Genomic DNA, 22,767 nt, shown 5'->3' on the forward strand with positions numbered 1-22,767 from the left:
GTTCGGATCCCCCGCGTACGCCCGCATCGACGCCCCCGCCACCCCGGACGAGAAGGCCGTTCTGGCCAAGCTGTCCCCGTCGCAGGTCAGCGCGAAAGAGCTGGACGGCGACCCCATCACCGCGGTCCTCACCAAGGCCCCCGGCAACGACGCCCCCATCGGCGGCCTCAAGGTGGTCACCGAGTCCGGCTGGTTCGCCGCCCGCCCCTCCGGCACCGAAGACGTCTACAAGATCTACGCCGAGTCGTTCAAGGGCCCCGAGGCCCTGGGCCGCATCCAGGAAGAAGCCCGTGCCGTGGTGAGCGCCGCGCTGAAGGGTTAGGGCAACGGGCGCCTGCCGGTGTGATCCGGCAGGCGCCCTCCACCCGCCTCCCGGTGCGATCCGCGCCGGGCGGGCGGCTCAGCAACGGCGGACAACCCCCGCGGGAAGCGGGAAATCTCAGGTCAGCGGTCGTGCAGCCGACTGGAAGTCCACCAGGACCTTTCGGACGAAAGCTGTTTGTCACCATGACCGCACCTCCCCAGCGGGGCCGCCGCCGCGCGCGCAAGCAGGTCCGTCCGGGCCCGTTGCCGCCGATTGTGGCGGTGCTGGCGGTGCTGGCGGTGCTGGTGTGGTTGCTGACCGGCCATGAGGGTCCGCTGCGGATCGGCTACGCGGCGGGGCCGGTGGCCATGGCTGCGGCCTACGTGTCGTGCCGGCGGATCGGGGCCATGATTGTGGTGGCCCGGCCGGTTCGCGGGTTCTGGCGGATGGTGGGGCGCGCGGCGCTCAGTGTGGGCATCGGGGCCGTGGGCAGCCTGGCGCTGGCGAACAACAATCCGGGGCTTTCACCGTACGTGGCGCCTCCCCTGCTCCTGGGTGTTGCCTTCTTCATCTTGGCCTTCCTCCTGCTGCCGCGCGAGCATCAGACGGCGCTGGGGTGGGCGCAGATCCTGCTCGACGGGGCCACGGTGGCGGTCGCGGGCGGCCTGATTTTCTGGTACGTGGTGCTCGACCTTGCCGGTCCGGCGGTGGACGGGGTGACCCAGCACGGCGCCGCGATCGTCGGCGTGGCGGCAATGATCGCCCTGGTGCTGATCATCCGTGCGGCGATGAGCCCGGCCAGCGTGGTGGACTCGGTGGCCCTGCGCATCCTGGCCCTGGCGCCGCTGGTGGCGGTGGCGGCGGCCGTGCTGCTGATCGCGGGTGGCGACCTCGGGCGGCTGTGGCTGTCCGTGCTGGCTGTGCCGATCGTCGGGCTGTCGATGTGCTTGGCGGCGTACCACCAGAAGTTCGTGCTGGCCAACCCGCAGGCGGCGGCGAAGGCACTGGGCGGGCGGCGACTGTACAACGCGCTGCCGCAGGCGGCGGTCATCGCCACCGCGGCTCTGGTCATCTTCGTCTCGGCCCGCCAGCTCGGCTGGGACCAGCGCGTCGTGATCATCGGCGCGGTGCTGATCGCGGCGTGCGTGGTGGCCCGTCAGCTGCTCGGGCTGCGCGCCAACGACAAGCTGCTCGTGGGCATCCGCCGCCAGCAGGCCGAGCTGACCCACCTGGCGATGACCGACCCGCTCACCGGGCTGGCCAACCGCGCCCAGTTCGGCAACGTGCTCGCCGAACGCCTCGTTGAGCACCGCGCCGCGGCCGTGCTGCTGATCGACATCGACGACTTCAAGATGGTCAACGACACCATGGGGCATGCGGTCGGCGACCAGCTTCTCGTCGGCATCGCCCAGCGGCTGCGCCACCACAGCGCGATCACCCACCTGCCCTGCCGGCTCGGCGGCGACGAGTTCGCCGTGCTGCTCGACGCCGACGACGCGCTGGTGGCCGAGGCCGCAGCGGCCCGCATTCTGGCCGCGCTCGCCGTGCCGTTCAAGGTGGGTGAACACCAGTTGCTCGCCAACGCCAGCATCGGCGTGGCCCTGGCCGGCACCGGCGACAGCGCCGACGAGGTGCTGCGCAACGCCGACATCGCCATGTACGCGGCCAAAGCCTCGGGCAAGGCGTCGTGGACCCGCTTCGAACCGCGCATGCGCAACGAGGTGGTCAACCATGCCCGGCTCGGCAGCGAGCTGCACAACGCGATCATCCGCCATGAGCTGCACCTGGCGTACCAGCCGGTCTTCGACATCACCACCGGGCGCATGTCGGGCGCCGAAGCCCTGGTCCGCTGGCGGCACCCGACGCGCGGGCCGGTCCCGCCGGGCGACTTCATCCCGGTGGCGGAACGCTCGGGGCTCATCGTGCCGCTCGGCTCCTGGGTGCTGCGCGAGGCGTGCACGCAGCTCGCGCAGTGGCACGTCCAGTACGGCGGCGCGGCGATCCGGTCCATCAACGTGAACGTGGCTGCCCGTCAGTTGCGCGAGGCGGGGTTCGTCGACGAGGTCGCCGCGGTGCTCAGCGACACCGGGCTGCTGCCGGCCAACCTGGTGCTGGAGGTCACCGAGTCCTCGGTTGTCGACGGCCGCCAGGTCCGCGACACCCTGCAAGCACTGCACGATCTAGGGGTACGGCTGGCGCTCGACGATTTCGGCACCGGATCGAGCAGCCTCAGCCTGCTGCGGGCCTTCCCGGTCGATGTGCTCAAGCTCGACAAGTCGTTCGTCGACGGCATCTGCGACGGCGAGGACCGCGGGCGCCTCGCCGTGGCCGCCGCCGTGGCCCAGCTCGCCGAGTACCTCGACCTGTACGCGGTGGCCGAGGGCATCGAAACCGAGGCGCAGATGCAGCGGCTGCGCGAGATGGGATACCGGCTCGGGCAGGGCTACCACATGGCCAAGCCGCTGCCGCCCGAGGAGATGGCCGCGCTGATGATCTCCAACGCCCGCGCGGTACCGGTCTGAGCCGGCCCTGAGCGTCCAGGACCGGCTCACAGCGGCACGTCAGGCGTCGATTTCCTTGCGGTCGTCGGTGGCCCAGAGGGTGTGGAACGAGCCGTCCTTGTCCACCCGGTGGTACGTGTGGGCGCCGAAGAAGTCCCGCTGGCCCTGGATCAGCGCGGCGGGCAGGCGCTCGGCCCGCAGCCCGTCGTAATAGGCCAGCGCTGAGGCGAACCCGGGGGCCGGGATGCCCTGCTGGGCCGCGGCGGCCACCACCCGGCGCCACGCGTCCTGCGCCCCGCTGACCGCGTCGAGGAAGTACTGGTCCACCAGCAGGGTCGGCAGGCCGGCGTTCTTGTCGAACGCCTGCTTGATGAAGTCCAGGAACTTGGCCCGGATGATGCAGCCGTCGCGCCAGATCTTCGCCATGGCGCCCGGGTCGATCTCCCAGCCGTATTCCGCGCTCGCCGCCTGGATCTGCTGGAACCCCTGCGCGTAGGCGACGATCTTCGAGGCGAACAGCGCCTGCTCGACATCGGCCTGCAGGTCACCTTGGTACGTACCGCTGGAGGCCGCCGGACCCGGAAGCCCCGCCTGCGCCGCCGCGTCGCGCACGTCCGCGCCGCCCGACAGGGCCCGTGCGAAAACGGCCTCGGCGATGCCGCTGACCGGCACCCCCAGGTCAAGTGCGGACTGCACGGTCCACCGGCCGGTGCCCTTCTGCTCGGCGCGGTCCAGCACGATGTCCACGAACGGCTTGCCGGAGCCCGCGTCGACCTGTTTGAGCACCTCGGCGGTGATCTCGATCAGGTACGACCCCAGCCGCCCCTCGTTCCAGCCGCTGAAGATGCCCGCGATCTCCTCCGGCGTGTGCCCACCGGCCTGACGCAGCAGGTCGTACGCCTCGGCGATGAGCTGCATGTCGGCGTACTCGATGCCGTTGTGCACCATCTTGACGAAGTGCCCGGCGCCGTCCGGGCCCACGTGCACGCAGCACGGCTCGCCGTCGACCTTGGCCGAGATGTCCTCCAGCAGCGGACCGAGCGACTCGTACGACTCCTTCGACCCACCGGGCATGATGCTCGGCCCGTGCAGCGCGCCTTCCTCGCCGCCGGACACCCCGGTGCCCACGAAGTGCAGGCCCCGCTCCTTGAGGGCGGCTTCGCGCCGGCGGGTGTCGGCGAAGTGCGCGTTGCCGGCGTCGATGAGCATGTCGCCCTCCTCGAGCAGCGGCGCGAACTCGTCGATCACCGCGTCGGTGGGCTTACCCGCCTTGACCATGATGACCACCCGGCGCGGGCGCTCCAGGCTCGCCACGAAGTCCTCGGCGCTCTCGGCGGGCAGGAACGTGCCCTCGTGGCCGAACTCCTCGACCAGTTCCTTGGTCCGGTTGTGGCTGCGGTTGTGCACCGCCACCGTGTGGCCGTGCCGGGCGAAGTTGCGGGCCAGGTTGCGCCCCATCACCGCTAAGCCCGTCACGCCGATCTGTGCCTTTTCCGTCATGAACGTCCTTCCTCCGAGCGCCCCGCGTCGCAAGCCGTCACGCACATTGTTACGGATAAGCGATGGACTTCGTTCGAACCGCTGCCCACCTGCACGTTCGTCGCATCCGCCGGGGGAGGGCGGACGCGCCGAGTTCCTAAGATCGCCGCGACGGTACGCTCGGCGCGTGAAGCGCGGCGAGATCTGGACCATCGGCAGCCGCACCGACCTGCGCTACCGGGTCCTCGTGCTCTCGGCCGACTCTTTCAACGAACGGCCCAACGCCTCGCCCTTCTGCGCGCCCATCGTGCGCCAGCGCGGGGTGACCGAGCTTCCGCCGTACGCGGTGGCGCTCACCGAGCAGGACCCGATCACCGGCGTGGTGGTCATCAACCGCATGCGCCGGCTGCCGGCCTCCATCGGCGCCGAACGCATCGGCATGGTGACCGGCTCCAGCATGGCGCGCCTGACCGAGGCCATGCGCAACCTCTTCGAGCTGTAGCGCTCCAACGGCTAGCGCCCGCGCAGGTAGCGGCGCAGATCGCGGGTCTCGTCGGTGATCGGGCGCGCGGCCAGGATGCAGGTGTCGTCTTCCGGGTTGGCCTGGCGCAGCCGGCTCAGTAGCTGGCCCAGGGGGCGGCCGGGGGCGGCGGCGACCGCCTCGTCGACGGCGTGCATCACCGAGGCCAGCCCGTCGTCGGGCCCGCGGCGGCGGTGCTCGACCAGCCCGTCGGTGTAGCACAGCAGCAGGTCGCCGATCTGCAGGTCCAGCTCGGCCGTCTCGTAGCGGGCGTTGTCGATCACGCCGAGCATCGGGCCGGCCGGGCGGGGCAGCGCCGCGGTGCGCCCGGCGCGGGCCAGCAGCGGCGGCGGGTGACCGGCCTGGGCCCAGGTCAGGCGGCGCTGCAGCGGGTCGAAGCGGGCCACGACGGCGGTGGCCGTGGTCTCGGCGGCGCCGCTCTCCTGGGCCAGGTCGCAGGTGATCCGGTTGAGATGGCCCAGCAGGGTCGCCGGGTCGCCGGTGGTGACGGCCAGGGCCCGCAGCGAATAGCGCAGCTGGGCCATCGTGGTGGCTGCCGACGTACCGTGCCCGGCCACGTCGCCGACCGCCAGCAGCACCGAGCCGTCGGCCATCGGCGCTGCGTGGTACCAGTCGCCGCCGACCAGGTCCTCCTGGCTGGCGGGCAAGTAGCGTACGGCGACCTTGAGGCCGGGCAGGTCGAGGGGTTCGGCGGGCACCGGCAGGATGATGCGTTGCAGCCGGCCGGCGAGTTCGTGTTCGGCGTCCAGCGAGCGGCGCTGCTCGGCCAACTGGTGCTCGACCTCGGCCAAGCGCAGCGCACCCATCTCGCGGGCGGTGACGTCCTGGACGATGCCGAAGATGCGCAGCGGCTCGCCGGCGGCCTTGCGGGTGGCGTCCACGACGGTCCGCAGGTACTTGAGGTGACCGCCCAGGCGCACCCGGGTGATGGTGTCCATCCGCTCGCCGCGTTCGAAGGCCTGCCAGGCGGCTGTGCGCAGCGGCCGGTCCTCGGCGAGGGTCAGCGCCTGCAGCGCCGCCTGGTCCAGCGGGCCCAGCGCCGGGTCGCGCTCGTAGATCCGGTACATCTGCGCCGACCAGTGCACCTGCCCGCTGAGCAGGTCCCATTCGCCCCAGCCGAGGTTGCCGAGCCGTTCGGTGCTCTCGATCCGGTGGGCCGCCGCCTGCTCGGCGAGCAAGCGCGCCGGGATGTCAGCCGGCATGTGTGCTGTGTCCCGCAGGCCCCGCACCGCCGCCACGTAAGCCTGCCGGCCGCCCATCCAGCTTCCCGCCCCCATCCCGTCGCGCATCTGACCGCCCGTGTCCTCGCTTGCGGTCCTCGTCCTTACGGGCTGGTGGATCCCCCGGACACCGCTTGACCATCCCACCCGTGTCACCCGGGGTAGCGCATCACCCGGACGGGCGACCATGGCGGCGGTTCCGGCGAGGGGGGATCGGCGGTGAGATTCGCCGGGCGCCGGGTATCAGTTGGTCATCGATCTGACCCGGCCGCTGGCTCCGGACGTGCCACCCGCCCCGCACAGTGCGAGCGGGGAACGTACCGTGGTGCATGATCTGACCGGGATCGCCCCCGCGGCCCGACCGGCCCGCAGGTGGACGCCCAAACGGGTGGTGGCCACGCCGGCTGCCTATGACCATCCGCACGGGCTGCGCATCATGCAGCGGCTGGCCGCGCTCGGGCTCGAGGTCGAGCGGCTCAAGGGCAACCGGCTGACCGGGCTGCGCGGGGAGAACGAGCGCGAGACCTACGCCCGGGCCAAGGCGACACTGGCGATCGTGGTGAGCCCGCCGTCGCGGCGCAAGCTGCAACCCATCGCGCCGAGCGCGGACTGGCGGTTCGACCTGGCGGAGGGCTGCCCGGCGCACTGCCAGTACTGCTATCTGGCCGGTTCGCTGTCCGGACCGCCGGTGACCCGGGTGTACGCCGACCTGGACGACATCCTCGCCGGGCTCGCCGAGTACGCGGGCACAGCCAAGCGCCGCCCCGAGGAAGGCACCACGTTCGAGGCGTCCTGCTACACCGACCCGCTGGCCCTGGAACACCTGACCGGTAGCTGGCGCCGGGCGGTCGAGCACTTCGGCGACTGGGACGATGCGGTGCAGTTGCGGTGGACCACCAAGTTCGCCGACATCGACGACTTCGTGGGACTGGGTCACCACGGGCGCACCCGGGTACGGTTCAGCATCAACGGCCTGCCCGTGACCACCCGGTTCGAAGGTGGCACCGCGCGCCTCGAGGACCGGCTCGCCGCCCTGCGCCGGCTGGCCCGCGACGGCTACCCGGTCGGCCTGACCATCGCCCCGATCATGGCCCTGCCCGACTGGCCCGAGCACTACGCCCACCTGCTCGACGAGGTGGCCCGCGCGGTGGACGGCGTCGAGAACCTCGACCTGACCGCCGAGCTGATCACCCACCGGTTCACGCCCGGCAGCAAGGACGTGCTGCTCGGCTGGTACCCGCGCACCCACCTCGAGATGGACGAGCAGGCCCGGGACCGCAAGCACGGCAAGTTCGGCGCCGTGAAGTACGTGTACCCGCGCGCCACCATGACCGGGATGCGCTCCTGGTTCGAGCAGGAGATCGCCAAGCGCCTCCCGGCCTGCCGCATCCTGTACTGGACGTGACCGGTGAACCGGCTCAGGAGGCCAGCGCCGCGGCGATGATGCGCTGGAGATCATCGCGGCGGCCGACCACTGCAGCGACGGGTTGGCCAGGGTCACGTCGCGCCAGCCGGTGCTGGTGGCTTCGTAGCCGTGCGCGTGCGGGCCGGGGAGGTGGATGTCGTCGGCCGGGGCGCTGGTGGACCAGCGCGGCACTGGCCTCGTCGTCCGGCAGACCGGCCAGAGCCGCAGCGGAGGCGGAGGCGGCGAGCGTGAGAACGACCGCCGCAAGGAGCCTGCCGTCCACAATGGCTGCGGAAAATCGGGTGATCTCCCGGAGCCGCCCCTGAGAAAATGTCACCCATGGACCCCCGCGTATCGTGCGTCTTCGTCCGCCATGACGGTGCGGGCCGCATTCTGCTGGCCAAACGTTCCGCGCAGGCGCGCGACGAGCCGGGGACGTGGGATACCGGCGCGGGTGCCGTGGAATTCGGCGAGACCTTCGAACAGGCCGTGACCCGCGAGGTGCGCGAGGAATACGGCGCCGAGAGCCATGACATCGAGCTGCTGGGCGTACGCAATGTGCTGCGGCCCGGCTCGCATTGGGTTGCGCTAGTTTTTTCGGTACGGGTGGAGCCCGCCGCCGTGGTGATCGGTGAACCGCACAAGTTCGACGAACTGGGATGGTTCGCGGTCGATGGTCTGCCGGTGCCCGTGCATTCACAACTGGCCGCCACCGTGCAATTGTTCGGCGGGTAACCCGTTCGGCGCAGTCAGCGTCTTCGGCCCGCGAAGTCAGACGTATAGCGGTGGTCACCGAGGGTATGCGCGGACTCATGTCACGCTACGGCGATCAAGTGGCGGCACTGGCGGTACCGCTGCGCACTGCTGGTGATCTTGATGCCCTGATCGACCGGGCGGCGGGGACCCGGGTGGTCATGCTCGGCGAGGCCAGCCACGGCACGCACGAGTTCTACCACTGGCGATCGGCCATCACGCAGCGGCTCCTGGAGGAGCACGGGTTCTCGTTCGTGGCCGTCGAGGGCGACTGGCCCGACTGCGCGCGGGTGGACGCCAGCGTGCGAGCCCTGCCCGGCGGCGTCGAGGACCCCCGCGAAGCACTTTACGAGTACGACCGCTGGCCTGCCTGGATGTGGGCCAACGAGGAGATCGTCGACTTCACCCGCCGGCTGCGCCAGCTCAACGCCGGGCGCGCCAAGCCGGCCGGGTTCCACGGCCTCGACGTGTACTCGTTGTGGGAGTCGCTGCGTGAGATCCTGGTTTACCTGCGCGACCACGACCCGGACCAGGTGCCGGGGGCGCTGAGGGCGTACCGCTGCTTCGAGCCTTTCGCCGAGGATCCGCAGGCCTATGCGTGGGCGACCCGCTTCGTCGACGCCACCTGCGAGCCCGACGTGATCCGCCTGCTCACCGAGCTGCGCGAGCGGGCCACGGCGCGGGAAACCGAGTTCGGGCTGTGGCAGAACGCCGCAGTCGTGGCCGGCGCCGAACACTATTACCGCGCGATGGTGCATGGCGGTGCCCGCGCGTGGAACGTGCGCGACAGACACATGGACGAGACCCTCGACCGGCTGCTCGAGCACTACGGTCCCGGGTCGAAAGCCGTGGTGTGGGCGCACAACACGCACGTCGGCGACGCCCGCGCCACCGACCAGTCGCGGCACGGCGAGGTGACGCTCGGCGAACTCGCCCGCGACCGGTACGGCGCGGACAACGTGCTGCTCGTGGGCTTCGGCAGCCATCGCGGCACGGTCGTCGCCGGTCAATCCTGGGGTGCACCTATGGAGGTGATGGGAGTGCCACCCGCACGAGACGACTCACTCGAAGACATCCTGCACGCCACCGCTCCTGCGCGGGCGCTGTTCACGTTCCCCCGCGAGGACCCACCGCCACTGCTGATCGACGAGCTTGCGCACCGCGCGATCGGCGTGGTGTACCGCCCGGAACGCGAACGCTGGGGCAACTACGTGCCCACCACGCTGGGCGAGCGCTACGACGCGTTCCTCTGGTTCGACGAGACCACGGCCCTGCGCGCGCTGCACACCGCGAGCGTGCAGGTCCACGAGCCGGAAACGTATCCCTCCGGTGTCTGACGCCGGACGCCTTCCCCCACTGCACCCGGCGGCGCGCTTCGCGAACCGACGGGAAGCCGGTCGCGCCCTGGGCGCCATGGTGGCCCGCCGCCTCGGCCACCTCGCCGTCAACCGCTCACCGCTGGTCCTGGCGCTGCCCCGCGGCGGCGTCCCGGTGGCGTCCCGCGTCGCCGAAGCGGTCGGCGGCGACCTGGATCTGCTGCTCGTGCGCAAGATCTCCGCGCCCGGCCGTCCCGAGCTGGGGGTGGGGGCGGTCGCCGAGAACGGCGACCCGATCTTCGACGATGGGTTGCTGCAGCGTCTGGGGCTCACCCCGGCCGCCCTTACCGCCGAAACCGCAGCCGCCTGTACGGAGCTGGCCCGCCGCAACGCCCACTACCGCGGTAAACGGCCCGCACCCGACCCCGCCGACCGCCTCACGATTCTGGTGGACGACGGCGTGGCCACCGGCTGCACGGCCCGGGCGGCCCTGCGCTGGCTGCGCGCCCGGCACGCCGGTCCGATCCTGCTCGCCGCGCCGGTCTGCTCCCGCGAAGCCGACCACGCCCTGTCCACCGACGCCGACGCGGTGATCTGCCTCAAACGCCCGGCCAGCTTCACCGCGGTGGCCGGCTTCTACGACGATTTCGCCCAGCTCACCGACGCCGACGTGCACCGCCACCTGCTGGTACGCGTCACGTCCTGACCAAGTCCCGGTTCAGCGCGCCCCGGCCGGCGTGAGCAGCCGCTGCACCCGGGCAAACAGGTCTCCAGCAGCACCTCGGCGCTCCCAGCGGGGTGACCTGGACCGCACAGTGGCAACATTGGCCCCTGCGGGCCACAGTGCGAGCGCGTGACTTGGCTCTGTACTAGTGTCGATCACGTGGGAGTTCGAACGTGGATCGAGGGCTGGCCGGTCTACCGGCAGCTGACCGGCACGGACCCGCTGGGCCGGGGCGCGGCGGCGCAGTCGCAGCGCTCGCGCACGCTGACCGCCCGCACCGAGACCGCCGACCGGGTCGCCAAGTCGGTGTGCCCCTACTGCGCCGTCGGGTGCGGGCAGCGGATCTTCGTCAAGGATGAGAAGGTCATCCAGATCGAGGGTGACCCGGACAGCCCGATCTCCAAGGGCCGGCTCTGCCCCAAGGGCTCGGCCAGCAAGAGCCTGGTCACCAGCGACCGCCGGCAGCAGAAGGTTCTCTACCGCCGGCCGTACGCCACCGACTGGGAAGAGCTCGACCTCGACACTGCGATGGACATGATCGCCGACCGGGTCCTCGCCGCGCGCGAGCAGACCTGGGAGGACAAGGACGAGGACGGCCGCCCGCTCAACCGCACGCTGGGCATCTCAAGCCTCGGTGGCGCCACGCTGGACAACGAAGAGAACTATCTGATCAAGAAGCTCTTCACCGCGATCGGTGCTATTCAGATCGAGAACCAGGCGCGTATTTGACACTCCGCAACCGTTCCCGGTCTGGGAACCAGCTTCGGCCGCGGCGGGGCCACCAACTTCCTGCAGGATCTGGAATACGCCGACTGCATCATCATCCAGGGCTCGAACATGGCCGAGGCGCACCCGGTCGGCTTCCAGTACGTCGTGGAAGCCAAGAAGCGTGGCGCCAAGGTCATCCACATCGACCCCCGGTTCACGCGCACGTCCGCGCTTGCCCATTCCTATGTGCCGGTCCGCGCCGGGGCGGACATCGCGTTCCTCGGCGGGATCATCAACTACATCCTCAGCAACGAGAAGGACTTCCGCGAGTACGTGGTCGCGTACACCAACGCGGCCATGCTGGTCAGCGAGGACTTCAAGGACACCGAGGACCTCAACGGGCTGTTCAGCGGTTACGACCCGGAGATCAACGCGTACGACCAGAGCAGCTGGCAGTACGCCGGTCAGCAGGACGAGGGTCAGAGCCGGGGCCAGGCCCACGTCGACCGGGAGACCGCCTCCGGGCTGGAACAGGAGTCGCACGGCCCGCCGATCCCCGCCGATGTGCCCCGCGACCTCACGCTGCAGGATCCGCGCTGCGTCTACCAGGTGCTCAAGCGGCACTACGCCCGCTACACACCCGAGGTGGTCGAGCGGCTCTGTGGCGTACCGCAGGACAAGTTCCTGGAGGTCTGCGAGGCCTGGACGGCCAACTCGGGGCGTGAGCGCACCACGGCTCTGGTCTATTCCGTGGGCTGGACCCAGCACAGCGTCGGCGTGCAATACATCCGCACCGGCGCGATCATCCAGCTGCTGCTGGGCAACATGGGCCGCCCCGGCGGCGGGGTGATGGCGCTGCGCGGGCACGCCAGCATCCAGGGCTCCACCGACATCCCGACGCTGTTCAACCTGCTGCCCGGCTACCTGCCGATGCCGCACCACAGCCAGCACGAGACGTTCGACCAGTGGATCGACGCGATCCGCCACCCCGAGCAGAAGGGTTTCTGGGCCAACGCCAAGTCCTTCGCGGTCAGCCTGCTCAAGGCCTACTGGGGCGACGCGGCCACCGAGGACAACGATTTCGGATACGGGTGGATGCCGCGCCTGACCGGCGATCACGGCATCTATCAGCAGGTCCTGGACATGATCGACGGGAAGATCAAGGGTTACTTCCTGCTCGGGCAGAACCCGGCGGTCGGCTCGGCCCACGGGCGCGCCCAGCGCCTGGGCATGGCAAACCTGGACTGGCTCGTGGTGCGCGACCTGTTCATGATCGAGAGCGCCACGTTCTGGAAGGACGGACCCGAGGTCGCCACCGGCGAGATCGTTGCGGAGCAGTGCAAGACCGAGGTGTTCTTCATGCCCGCGGCCAACCACGCCGAGAAGGAGGGCACGTTCACCCAGACCCAGCGGATGCTGCAGTGGCGCGAGAAGGCCGTCGAGCCCCCGCAGGACTGCCGCTCCGAGTTGTGGTTCTTCTACCACCTCGGGCGCATCATCCGCGAACGGCTGGCGGACTCCAAGCTCGAGCGCGACCAGGGCGTCCTCAACCTGGCCTGGAACTACCCGCTGCACGGCAAGCGCGGCGACGAACCCAGCGGCGAGGACGTGCTGTTCGAGATCAACGGCTACGAGGTGGCCACGCACAAGCCGCTGTCGTCGTTCACCGAGATGAAGGCAGACGGCTCCACGGCCGGCGGTTGCTGGATCTACACCGGCGTCTTCAAGGACGGCGTCAACCAGGCCGCCCGCCGCAAGCCGCGCACCGAGCAGGACTGGGTGGCGCGCGAGTGGGGCTGGGCCTGGCCGGCGGACCGGCGCACCCTGTACAACCGCGCGTCGGCCGACCCCGAGGGCAAGCCGTGGTCCGAGCGCAAGAAGTACGTGTGGTGGGACGAGGAAGCCGGCGAGTGGACCGGCTACGACGTGCCGGACTTCGAGAAGACCAAGCCCCCGTCGTACCGGCCGGACAAGGACGCCACCGGGGTCGCCGCCATCTCCGGCGACGACGCGTTCATCATGCAGGGCGACGGCAAGGGCTGGCTGTACGCGCCCAGCGGGCTGATTGACGGCCCGATGCCCACGCACTACGAGCCGGTCGAGTCCACTGTGCGCAACCCGCTGTACGAGCAGCAGGCCAACCCGACGCGCAAGGTGTACGACCGCTCGGACAACCTGACCAACCCGAGCCCGCCCGAGCGCCACGCCGAGGTGTACCCGTACGTCTTCAGCACCTCACGCCTGACCGAGCACCACACGGCGGGCGGGATGAGCCGGCAACTGGCGTACCTGTCGGAGCTGCAGCCGGAGATGTTCGTCGAGGTGTCCCCGGAACTGGCCCGCGAGCGTGGTCTGCAGCATCTGGGCTGGGCGCACATCGTCACGGCCCGCGCCGCGATCGAGGCGAAGGTGCTGGTCACCGACCGCCTCACTCCGCTGCGCATCGAGGACCGCATCGTGCACCAGATCTGGATGCCGTACCACTGGGGTAACGAGGGTCTGGTCACCGGTGACTCGGCGAACGACCTGATCGGCATCACCCTGGACCCCAACGTGCTCATCCAGGAGAGCAAGGTCGGCACGTGCGACATCCAGCCGGGCCGCCGGCCCACGGGTAAGCACCTGCTGGACTACGTGCAGAGCTACCGTGACCGGGCCGAGCTCCGCCCCGATCACCAGGCGCCGCTGGTGACCACCGAGGTCGAGGAGGAAGGCTGACGTGGCCGGCTCGAACAGTTTCTACGGCCCGCTCGACCCGGCATCGGACGCGGGTTATGTGGATGCCCCGCCCCGCAAGGGTTTCTTCACCGACACCAGCGTGTGCATCGGCTGCAAGGCGTGCGAGGTGGCCTGCAAGGAATGGAACCTCGTCCCCGACGACGGCTTCAACCTGCTGGGCACCTCCTATGACAACACCGGCGGCCTGACCGCGAACTCGTGGCGCCACGTCGCGTTCATCGAGCAACCCACGGCAGGTGGTTGCGGTCACGGCACGGACACCCCGGGCGCGTTCGCGGGAATGCCGACCGGGCCATCCGTCAGTGCGGCCACGGCGGTGGTCGGGGCAGGCGTCGGTCAGGACACGGGTACGTCCCCAGGTGTGCAGCCGGCCGTCGACGCCCTGGCCGCGGCCGGCACCATCGGCACCCAGTTCCTGGGGATGCCCGGCACGGACCTGCCCGGTCGCACCACGGATGCGCCCAGGTCGGACTTCCGCTGGCTGATGATGTCCAACGTGTGCAAGCACTGCACCCACGCCGGCTGCCTGGATGTGTGCCCGACCGGGGCGCTGTTCCGCACCGAGTTCGGCACCGTGGTGGTGCAGGAGGACATCTGCAACGGCTGCGGCTACTGCATTCCGGCGTGCCCGTACGGCGTCATCGACCAGCGCAAGGAAGACGGCCGGGCGTGGAAGTGCACGCTCTGCTACGACCGCATCGGCGACGGACTGACCCCCGCCTGCGCCAAGGCCTGCCCCACCGAGTCAATCCAGTTCGGCGACCTGGACGAACTGCGCGAGCGAGCCGCCCGCCGCGTCGAAGCCCTGCACGAGCAAGGCGTCGACCAGGCCCGCCTCTACGGCCACGACCCCGAGGACGGCGTGGGCGGCGACGGCGCGTTCTTCCTGCTCCTCGACGAGCCGGAGGTGTACGGCCTGCCCCCGGACCCCATCGTGACGACCCGCGACCTGCCGGCGATGTACAAGCGGGCGGGTTGGGCGGCGCTCGCGATGGCCGCGACGGCAGTGGCTTCTTTCTTGGGAAGGCGCGCATGAGCACCGAGCCGGCAAACGAGCACGACGGCACGGGCGGGTCGGGCAGTGGCTCGGAGGCTGGCCGGATCGGTGCGGGGCGGCCTGCGGGGTCCGCGGTGGGTAAGCCGGTGGGGGATCGCGTGGCGCCGCCACCTGCGGGGCATCCGGGGAGTGGCCTGACCCGCGACGAGACCGGCGAGGGCGAGCAAGGCGATCGCGCGCGCGAAGCGTTGTCGCCGGGTACCGAGCCCGCTTCCAGCGGCGAGACCGGCGGCGGCCCCGCCAGTGGCGGCTCCGGCGTTGCTGGTGCTCGCGGCGGCGCGGGTTCGCGTGACGGCGGCGGTCGAGGGTCTCGGGATGGCGGCCGGAGGCGTGCGGGCCGGCGCGGTGGCAAGGGCGGGCGCGGAGACCGGTCCATGGTGCCGCCCGTGGAGTTCCGGTCCTATTACGGCCGGCCCATCGTCAAGGCGGCGGTCTGGCACCACGACATCGCCGCGTACCTGTTCACCGGCGGTCTCGCCGCAGGCTCGGCGTTGCTCGCCGCCGGCGGTGACGCCACCGGGCGTCCCGCGCTGCGCCGCACAGGCCGGGTCACCGCGCTCGGTGCGCTCGTGGCCAGCACGTACTTCCTGATCAACGACCTGGGCCGCCCCGAGCGCTTCGTCAACATGCTGCGCATCGCCAAGCCCACCTCGCCGATGTCCATGGGAACCTGGATCCTCAGCGCCTTCGGCGGTGCCGCCGGTGTAGCAGCGGTCGCCGAGGCAGCACCCCTGCTGCCCGGACACGGCATCCTCGGCCTGGCCCGCCGCGTCCTGCCCCCGCTCGGCACCGGCGGCCAGTACGCCGCCGCCGTGGCCGCCCCGGCGCTGGCCACCTACACGGCGGTGCTGCTGGCCGACACGGCAACACCGAGCTGGCACGCCGCGTACCCGGATCTGCCGTTCCTGTTCGCCGGCAGCGCCCTGGCCAGCGGCGCCAGCGTCGGCCTGCTCGCCGCCCCGACCGCCGAGGCCGGACCTGCGCGGCGGATGGCGGTTGCCGGTGCGGCGCTGGAGTTGTACGCCGGTCACCGGGTCGAAAGCGGCATGGGCCTGCTCAGCGAGCCGTACCAGCAGGGCCGCGCCGGCAAGCTGCTGCGGGCGGCCCGGCTGCTGACCGCGGTCGGTGCGGCAGGGGCGCTGATCGGACGGAGGAGCCGGGTGGTGTCGGCGCTGTCCGGGTTGTCGCTGCTGGGCGGCTCGCTGGCCACCCGCTTCGGCATCTTCGACGGCGGGGTGGCGTCGGCCAGGGACCCCAAGTACACGGTCATCCCGCAGCGCGAACGCCTGGCCGCGCGAGCCGCCGCAGCAGGGGTGGACGAAAGCGCAACGACCGACGCCAAGACCATGGCCGGCGGGCCAAGCTCCCTGGCCCCCACCGACCGCCTCAAGCGCGAAGGCGGCCCGGCCGCGGCGGCTTTCTGAGTGACCAGGCCGCGGCGGCCCCTCTCCCTCGCCGCGCGCGGCGCCGCGCCGTTCTCTTTCCGTCAGCCGGCGTTGAAATTGTCGGAGACGTCGCGTTGCAGTAGCTTCATGGCCTCAGCCAGAAGGTTCTCGGCCTGTTCCTGATCACCTGCGCCGACCGGCACCTCGACCTCGGCGCGCAGCACGCTGCCGCCCGCCGGAGCGTCGCGGACCTCCGCCGTACCCTGCAATCCTGGGAAACCTGAAGGCTGCCACCGCACCTGGAGTTTGTCGGTGACCACGTCAACGGTGTAGTCCGCGGCGTCGGCGTGCACCAGCGACGGCAGCCAGCGGGCTGTGCGGTCCGGGTCGGTGAGGACACCGAACACCACCTCGGCGGGCGCGTTGAAGCCGTACTCGGTGCTGATCGTCGTCATGGGGTGCACGTTCCCGCTCCGGGCGGCTTCATGCCGTCAGCGGACTTCAAGGGTCACACCGTCCGCCCGGGCCGGGACCAGCTCGCCGATCACCGGATAGCCGGGGATCTCGCCGGCGATGAGCAGCCCGCCCGAGGTCTGGGCGTCGGCGAGCAACAACAGCTCGTCCTCGCCGAGGGTGGCCGGGTCGAGGTGTGGGCGTACCCAATCAAGATTGCGCTTGGTGCCACCGCTGACGTAACCCTGCGCCAGCGCCTGCCGGGCGCCTTCCAGGTATGGCACCGCCTGGGCCGCCACCCGGGCCGTGACCCCGCTGGCCCGCGCGAGCTTGTGCAAGTGGCCCAGCAGACCGAAGCCTGTCACGTCGGTTGCGCAAACCACTCCGGCCTCGACAGCAGCCTCGCAAGCGGCCCGGTTCAGCTCGGTCATTGCGGCCACGGCCTGCGGGAACACCTCGCCGGTCCGCTTGTGGCGGCTGTTGAGCACGCCGATGCCCAGCGGCTTGGTCAGGGTCAGCGGGATGCCCGCCACGCCCGCGTCGTTGCGCAGCAACTTGGCCGGGTCGGCGACCCCGGTCACCGCCATGCCGTACTTGGGTTCCGGGTCGTCGACACTGTGCCCGCCCGCAACGTGGCACCCGGCTGCACGGCCCACATCCAGACCACCGCGCAGCACCTCGGCGGCCAACTCCATCGGAAGCAGGTCGCGCGGCCAGGCGAGCAGGTTCACAGCCACGACAGGCGCGCCGCCCATCGCGTACACATCGGACAGCGCGTTGGTCGCCGCGATCCGCCCCCAGTCGTACGCATCATCGACCACCGGCGTGAAGAAATCAGCGGTCGCCACAATGGCTGTGCCAGCGGCGATGCGCACCACCGCCGCATCGTCACCATCATCAAGCCCGACGAGCAGCTCACCCGGCCCCTGCGGAACGCCGCTCCCGGTCAGCCCGGCAACCACCGCTTCGAGCTCGCCCGGCGGAATCTTGCACGCACATCCGCCACCATGGGCGTACCCGGTAAGCCTCTTGATGTCGTTCGTCGTCACACCCGCCACTCTCGCACGCGCGGCGCGGGACCTGCCACGTGCCGCACCAACCGTCCGGGCTAGGGTGATCGATGGAGGCGTTCAGGTGGCTGGTGCCCCTCCCGGTCTTCAACACCGGTGTGACCCGGCATCCGGGTCAGGCGGGTTCGATTCCCGTCCGCCTCCGCCAACCACCATGCGCCAAGCCGCCCCAGCTGAGCACCGTGCGCCCCGCCGACCTCGCAGCCGAGGCGTGGATCGTCGGCGAGGGCGCCAAGGGCGACCCCCAGTTCGGTGCGTGGCCCACCCTGAAGGACCCGCAGATCGCTTTCGCCGTACGAAGCTGGCCCACCCGTTTCGGCCTGGTCGCCGCCGGCCTCGGCATCTCCGTCGTGCCCCAGTTGGCCGCACCCACCGTGCCCGCCGGCGTGCGCACGCTCGCCGTCGCCGACACGGGCTGGCCGGGCCGTCAGGCGGTGGTGGTCACCCCGCCCGGACGCTCGGCCCGCGCGCTCGCCATGGTGCAAGCCATCACAGCCGAGTCGGCGCGCCTGCACCGCGAGGTTTGCTCAGAGCGGCAGCGGTGACCCCGGTCAACCGGCTGATCGGCGGGTAGTCGCAGCTCAACGTGTGTGCAACAGTGTCTCGGTGCCCGATGAAACCCCCCTCGACGACGCCCTGTACGCCTACTCCGCGGGGCACGCTGACGGTGCGGCCGGGCGCCCCGACTCGCACCGGGCGGCCCATCCCGGCACCGGCGCCGACTACCGGGCCGGGCTGGCCGACGGCAGCGTGTCGGCGTTCCAGGCGGAGTTGCTCAAGCAGGTACGCCGGGCGCTCGGCGATTCCCCGCAGGACCACCAGCCGGGCTGATCGTGGTTGGATGACCCGGTGAGTATCACGGTTACCGACGTGCCCGAGCGTGAGCGCTTCGAGGCCCGCGACGACGACGGTGCGCTGGCCGGAGTGGTCACCTACCAGCTGACCGGCTCGATCATCGCCTACACCCACACCAAGGTCGAACCCGAGTTCGAGCATCAGGGCGTCGGCTCCACCCTCGCCCGTGCGGTGATGCAGGACGCCAAGGACAAGTCCCGTACGGTCGTACCGATCTGCCCGTTCCTCGGCAGTTGGCTGGAAGAGCACAAGGACTTCGACGCCCTGGTGGTCCGCAACACCCGCAAGATGAAATAGGTCCGAGCTTGCCTCACGTTCGAGCGCCACCCGCCCCGGGGCACCGGGAACCCGTGGACGCTCAAATTATCTCGTGGCGATTCTGTCCGGCGCAGTCATCGGCGTGGCAGCCCGGATCCTGCTACCGGGCCGCCAGCGCATCGGTGTGATCCTGACCGTCCTCATCGGCATGGGCGCCGCCGTGGCCGGCACCTGGGCCGCCGACCGCTGGGACCTGCACAGCACCGAGCACTTCACGCTGTTCCAGCACGAATACGACTGGCTGGTCGTGGCCGTGCAGGCCGGCACAGCGCGGACTAACCTGGACTCGTTATGGATTCCCGCCGGCTCATTCCGCGTACTGACCTTGTCCTGGCTGATGAGCGCCTCGTCGCTGCTGCTGGGCGTTGGGGGCGTACCCGGGTCAAGGAAGCTGTCTCGGACGCTCAGCAGCAGGCGCGTGATGCTCTGATCGATCCCGGTCAGGTCGCGGAGGTTGCCCTTCGCAGCCTGCGGGCCGGGCTGCAGCCGGTTCTCAACGCCACCGGCGTGGTCCTGCACACCAACCTCGGGCGCGCTGCTCTATCCGATGCCGCGATTCAGGCGGTCACCGAGGCCGCCGGGCATACCGATGTCGAGCTTGACCTGGGCACCGGCAAGCGGGCCAAGCGGGGGCGCGACACCCTCGAGGCTCTGCAGCGGGCGGTGCCGGAGGCCGGGGATGTGCATGTGGTCAACAACGGGGCTGCTGCTCTGGTGCTGGCCGCTACCGTGCTGGCGCAGGGGCGGGAGATCATTGTCAGTCGCGGGGAGATGGTGGAGATCGGCGACGGGTTCCGGCTGCCCGACCTTCTCGTCTCGACCGGGGCGCGGCTGCGGGAAGTGGGCACCACCAACCGGACCGGTGTGGCCGACTATGCCGAGGCGATCGGGCCGCACACCGGGTTCATTCTGAAGGTCCATCCCTCCAACTTTGTGGTGCGGGGGTTCACCAAGGCGGCCGGCATCGCCGAGTTGGCGGCGCTCAACGCGCCGATCGTGGCGGACATCGGGTCCGGGCTGCTCAGCCCCGACCCGCTGCTGCCGGACGAGCCGGACGCGGCCTCGACGGTGCGCAGCGGTGCCGACCTGGTGATCGCCAGCGGGGACAAGTTGCTGGGCGGGCCGCAGGCGGGGTTGCTCCTCGGCGACAAGGACCTGGTGCACCGGCTGCGGCGCCACCCGCTGGCCCGGGCGTTGCGCGTGGACAAGCTGACCCTGGCGGCCCTGCACGCCACGCTGACCGGGCCGCAAACCCCGACCTGGGCAGCGCTGCGCATGGACCTCGCCCGGCTCAAGCAGCGCAGCGAGCTGGTGGCCGGCAAGGTCGGCGGCAGCCTGACGCCGGCCAAGGCAGTGGTCGGCGGCGGGGGAGCACCGGAGCTGGAACTCGACTCGTGGGCCATCGCCCTGCCCGAGGACCTGGCCGGGCCGTTGCGCGAGCAGCGGGTGGTGGGCCGCGTCGAGAAGGGGCGGCTGCTGCTCGACCTGCGCTGCGTGCCCCAGGACCGCGACAGCGACATCGTGGAAGCCGTGCAAGCATGCAGGTGATCGCCACCGCGGGGCACGTCGACCACGGCAAGTCCACGCTGGTGCGAGCGCTGACCGGAATGGAACCGGACCGCTGGGCCGAGGAACGCCGCCGGGGCATGACCATCGACCTCGGTTTCGCCTGGACCGCTGTCGGCGCCGAAACCGTGGCCTTTGTGGACGTACCCGGTCATGAGCGGTTCGTGACAAACATGCTGGCCGGCATCGGAGCGGTACCCGCGGCCATGATCGTGGTCTCCGCCGACGAGGGGTGGATGCCGCAGTCCGCCGAGCACCTCGCCGCCCTGAACGCGCTGGGCGTGCGGCACGGGCTGCTCGTGGTGACCCGCAGCGACCTGGAGGCCCCCGAGGCGGCCACCGAACTGGCCCTGGCCGAACTCGCGCGGACCTCGCTCAAGGACGTCGAGGCGGTAGCGGTCAGCGCGGTCACCGGTCAGGGGATGGACGAGCTGCGCGCCGCCCTGGCCCGGCTGGTCGGCAGCCTTCCGCCGGGGCAGGGCGGGCCGGTGCGGCTGTGGGTCGACCGCTCGTTCACGATCAAGGGATCGGGCACGGTGGTGACCGGCACGCTCGGCGCGGGGGTGCTGCGCACCGGCGACGAGCTGGAACTGACCGGCGCGGGCAAGCCGGTGCGGGTGCGGGGTCTGCAAAGCCTGGGCCAGCCGGTCGGCGAGGTGCACGCCCCGGCGCGGGTGGCGGTCAATCTGCGCGGTGTCGGCAAGGAAGCGGTCGGCCGGGGGGCCGCCCTGCTCACACCCGGTCAATTCCTGTACACCGATCTGGTGGACGTGCGCGTGCACGGCGATCGCGTGGCCGAGCTGGCCGGATCGCTCACGCTTCATCTCGGTTCGGCCGCCGTGGCTGTCCGGGTACGTCCACTGGGCCCCGACACCGCCCGCCTGCGCCTGAGCCGGGCCCTGCCGCTGCGCATCGGTGACCGCGCGTTGCTGCGCGATCCGGGCCGCCACCACGTCGCCGGCGGCGTGACGGTGCTCGACGTGGTGCCGCCCGGCCTGACCCGCCGGGGTGCCGCCGCCGCCCGCGCCGAGGTTCTGCAACGCCTCGACGGCACCCCGGACGCCGCCGATGAGCTGCGCCGCCGCCGGCTGATCAAACGCCCCGAGCTGGCCCGCATGGGCGTGGAAGCCACCGGTGCGGCGGTGGCCGGGGAGTGGCTAGCCGACCCCGGCTACTGGGCCGCGCTGGGCGATCGACTGTGCGAGGAGGTCGAACGGTACGCCAAGGAGAACCCGCTGGAGCCCGGCGCGCCTATCGAGGCGCTGCGGCACCGGCTCGGGCTACCGGATCGCGCGCTGGTCGAGGCGCTGGTACAGCCGCCGCTCGTGGCACGCGGCGGGCGCGTGTCAGCGGGCGGCACCGGCGTACCCGACGACCTGGTACGCGCCGTGGAGACGGCGTTCGCCGAGCTGGGGGCGTTCGCGGCGCCCGAGGCGAATCGGCTCACAGAGCTCGGGATCGGCGCCCGCCAGCTCGCTGCCGCCGAGCGGGCGGGGCTTGTCGTGCAGGTCGCACCCGGGGTCGTGCTGCGCCGGGGAACGCCGGAGAGGGCCGTACAGGTGCTGGCTGATTTGCCGCAGCCGTTCACGTTGAGTCAGGCGCGGCAGGCGCTGGACACCACGCGGCGCGTCGCGGTGCCTCTGCTCGGTCTGCTCGATGCGATGGGCGCCACCCGGCGCCACGGCGACGACCGGCGCACTGTCACCGGCTCAGCAATGCCCTAGCCACCACCGTGGTACCCGGACCGGTCGGCGGACCGGCCGCTGATGGTGGCGACCGCGTCTGCTGCTGCCGTCATGCCCTGCCGCAGTGGCCTCGATCAGGGGGTGCGAACAGGCCGTCGAGCAGCAGCTCCACGGATCGGTGGGCGGCGGTGGCGTCGGGCACGCCCTGCAGCATCAGCACGAGCAGCAGCAGATCACCGGGAACCGCGTCGGCGCGCACGAAGCCGCCGGCCTGGGCGTGGTGCAGGGGCGCGGTGAACGCGGTGATGAGCCGGCGCTGGTAGCGCAGGCGGGTGTCGTCCTCGAGGCGCTGGGCGCGCAGCACCAGGGGGCGCATGACGACCTGGCGGTGCAGCGCGTCTCGTACGAGGGGTCGCAGCGTCTCGGGATGCTCCAGAGTCGACGCCGCCCTGGCCGCGAGCCGGGTGAGATGGTGCTCGATCACCGCCGCGGCCAGGGCCTGCCGGTCGGGGAAGTGGCGGTACAGCGTGGCTTGAGCGACCCCGGCGAGCCGGGCCGTCTCCGGCATGAGCGCTGCCGATCCGGGCCCGCTCAGCACCGTGCTGGCGGCCTCGACGATCGCGGCGCGGTTGCGCAAGGCGTCGCGCCGGCGGGCGGGCGGTGCGCCATACAACACACGGAGATGTTA

The 22,767-nt window shown here is 71.1% G+C and carries 20 protein-coding genes, 1 tRNA gene and 1 pseudogene; 17 read left to right on the forward strand and 5 right to left on the reverse strand.

Features of this window, described 5'->3' with window-relative positions:
• Positions 1–322: pseudogene (locus TFC3_RS13590) on the forward strand (phosphoglucomutase, alpha-D-glucose phosphate-specific); the annotation flags it as partial.
• A 185-nt stretch (positions 323–507) separates the two neighbouring features.
• Positions 508–2,826 carry a bifunctional diguanylate cyclase/phosphodiesterase gene (locus tag TFC3_RS13595; protein ID WP_067499721.1) on the forward strand — a complete coding sequence of 773 codons (2,319 nt, stop codon included), beginning with the start codon at positions 508–510 and terminating at the stop codon, positions 2,824–2,826.
• Between the two features lie 39 nt (positions 2,827–2,865).
• Here the strand turns inward: TFC3_RS13595 and gndA are convergent, their stop codons facing one another.
• Positions 2,866–4,305, reverse strand: a complete 1,440-nt coding sequence (gene gndA, locus TFC3_RS13600; RefSeq protein ID WP_067499723.1) for an NADP-dependent phosphogluconate dehydrogenase — start codon at positions 4,303–4,305, stop codon at positions 2,866–2,868.
• A gap of 166 nt (positions 4,306–4,471) precedes the next feature.
• On the opposite strand from gndA, the gene TFC3_RS13605 reads away from it, so the two are divergent.
• On the forward strand, positions 4,472–4,786 hold the full coding sequence (locus tag TFC3_RS13605; protein WP_067499725.1) for a type II toxin-antitoxin system PemK/MazF family toxin: 315 nt from the start codon (positions 4,472–4,474) through the stop codon (positions 4,784–4,786).
• A gap of 11 nt (positions 4,787–4,797) precedes the next feature.
• On the opposite strand, the gene TFC3_RS13610 is transcribed toward TFC3_RS13605, so the two are convergent.
• A complete protein-coding gene (locus TFC3_RS13610) occupies positions 4,798–6,114 on the reverse strand; it encodes a PP2C family protein-serine/threonine phosphatase (protein ID WP_236718112.1) in 1,317 nt (438 codons plus the stop codon).
• 178 nt (positions 6,115–6,292) lie between these two features.
• Here TFC3_RS13610 and TFC3_RS13615 point away from each other — a divergent pair, with 178 nt between their 5' ends.
• The 7 genes from TFC3_RS13615 (at position 6,293) to nrfD (ending at position 16,171) form a co-directional block, all read left to right on the forward strand.
• Entirely contained in the window at positions 6,293–7,450 is a 1,158-nt protein-coding gene (locus TFC3_RS13615) for a spore photoproduct lyase family protein (RefSeq protein ID WP_236718113.1), read from the forward strand.
• 339 nt (positions 7,451–7,789) lie between these two features.
• A complete protein-coding gene (locus tag TFC3_RS13620) occupies positions 7,790–8,185 on the forward strand; it encodes an NUDIX domain-containing protein (RefSeq protein ID WP_067499727.1) in 396 nt (131 codons plus the stop codon).
• Between the two features lie 77 nt (positions 8,186–8,262).
• Positions 8,263–9,540: an erythromycin esterase family protein gene (locus TFC3_RS13625; protein WP_067506602.1), complete on the forward strand. Its 1,278-nt coding sequence runs from the start codon at positions 8,263–8,265 to the stop codon at positions 9,538–9,540.
• Positions 9,533–10,225, forward strand: a complete 693-nt coding sequence (locus tag TFC3_RS13630; protein WP_236718114.1) for a phosphoribosyltransferase — start codon at positions 9,533–9,535, stop codon at positions 10,223–10,225. The genes TFC3_RS13625 and TFC3_RS13630 overlap by 8 nt, the downstream gene beginning before the upstream one ends.
• Before the next feature lie 177 nt (positions 10,226–10,402).
• On the forward strand, positions 10,403–13,669 hold the full coding sequence (gene fdh, locus TFC3_RS13640) for a formate dehydrogenase (RefSeq protein WP_255363761.1): 3,267 nt from the start codon (positions 10,403–10,405) through the stop codon (positions 13,667–13,669).
• Position 13,670: 1 nt separating this feature from the next.
• On the forward strand, positions 13,671–14,726 hold the full coding sequence (locus tag TFC3_RS13645; protein ID WP_067499735.1) for a 4Fe-4S dicluster domain-containing protein: 1,056 nt from the start codon (positions 13,671–13,673) through the stop codon (positions 14,724–14,726).
• A gap of 407 nt (positions 14,727–15,133) precedes the next feature.
• Positions 15,134–16,171, forward strand: a complete 1,038-nt coding sequence (gene nrfD / locus TFC3_RS13650; protein WP_369819620.1) for an NrfD/PsrC family molybdoenzyme membrane anchor subunit — start codon at positions 15,134–15,136, stop codon at positions 16,169–16,171.
• 62 nt (positions 16,172–16,233) lie between these two features.
• Here the strand turns inward: nrfD and TFC3_RS13655 are convergent, their stop codons facing one another.
• A complete protein-coding gene (locus TFC3_RS13655) occupies positions 16,234–16,587 on the reverse strand; it encodes an SRPBCC family protein (RefSeq protein ID WP_067499737.1) in 354 nt (117 codons plus the stop codon).
• Positions 16,588–16,623: 36 nt separating this feature from the next.
• The gene (selD, locus tag TFC3_RS13660) at positions 16,624–17,643 is read right to left on the reverse strand and encodes a selenide, water dikinase SelD (protein ID WP_173745321.1); all 1,020 of its coding nucleotides are present in this window, start codon (positions 17,641–17,643) and stop codon (positions 16,624–16,626) included.
• Between the two features lie 64 nt (positions 17,644–17,707).
• Here selD and TFC3_RS13665 point away from each other — a divergent pair.
• The 7 genes from TFC3_RS13665 to selB all read left to right on the forward strand — a co-directional run bounded on the left by TFC3_RS13665 (position 17,708) and on the right by selB (position 22,118).
• Positions 17,708–17,803, forward strand: a tRNA-Sec gene (locus TFC3_RS13665).
• Positions 17,804–17,837: 34 nt separating this feature from the next.
• Positions 17,838–18,200 carry a LysR substrate-binding domain-containing protein gene (locus tag TFC3_RS13670; RefSeq protein ID WP_067499740.1) on the forward strand — a complete coding sequence of 121 codons (363 nt, stop codon included), beginning with the start codon at positions 17,838–17,840 and terminating at the stop codon, positions 18,198–18,200.
• 61 nt (positions 18,201–18,261) lie between these two features.
• A complete protein-coding gene (locus TFC3_RS13675; protein ID WP_067506611.1) occupies positions 18,262–18,486 on the forward strand; it encodes a hypothetical protein in 225 nt (74 codons plus the stop codon).
• Positions 18,487–18,504: 18 nt separating this feature from the next.
• Entirely contained in the window at positions 18,505–18,807 is a 303-nt protein-coding gene (locus TFC3_RS13680; protein WP_082772037.1) for a GNAT family N-acetyltransferase, read from the forward strand.
• Between the two features lie 73 nt (positions 18,808–18,880).
• The gene (locus tag TFC3_RS39285) at positions 18,881–19,258 is read left to right on the forward strand and encodes a hypothetical protein (protein WP_236718115.1); all 378 of its coding nucleotides are present in this window, start codon (positions 18,881–18,883) and stop codon (positions 19,256–19,258) included.
• Positions 19,159–20,376: an L-seryl-tRNA(Sec) selenium transferase gene (gene selA / locus TFC3_RS13690; protein WP_236718393.1), complete on the forward strand. Its 1,218-nt coding sequence runs from the start codon at positions 19,159–19,161 to the stop codon at positions 20,374–20,376. The genes TFC3_RS39285 and selA overlap by 100 nt, the downstream gene beginning before the upstream one ends.
• On the forward strand, positions 20,367–22,118 hold the full coding sequence (gene selB, locus TFC3_RS13695) for a selenocysteine-specific translation elongation factor (RefSeq protein ID WP_067499746.1): 1,752 nt from the start codon (positions 20,367–20,369) through the stop codon (positions 22,116–22,118). Before selA ends, selB begins: the two co-directional genes overlap by 10 nt.
• A gap of 70 nt (positions 22,119–22,188) precedes the next feature.
• Here selB and TFC3_RS13700 read toward each other — a convergent pair whose 3' ends face one another.
• A complete protein-coding gene (locus TFC3_RS13700) occupies positions 22,189–22,755 on the reverse strand; it encodes a TetR/AcrR family transcriptional regulator (protein ID WP_067499748.1) in 567 nt (188 codons plus the stop codon).
• Between the last annotated feature and the right edge of the window lie 12 nt (positions 22,756–22,767).

It is taken from the genome of Actinoplanes sp. TFC3 (genome assembly GCF_001553785.1).
GTDB lineage: Bacteria > Actinomycetota > Actinomycetes > Mycobacteriales > Micromonosporaceae > Actinoplanes.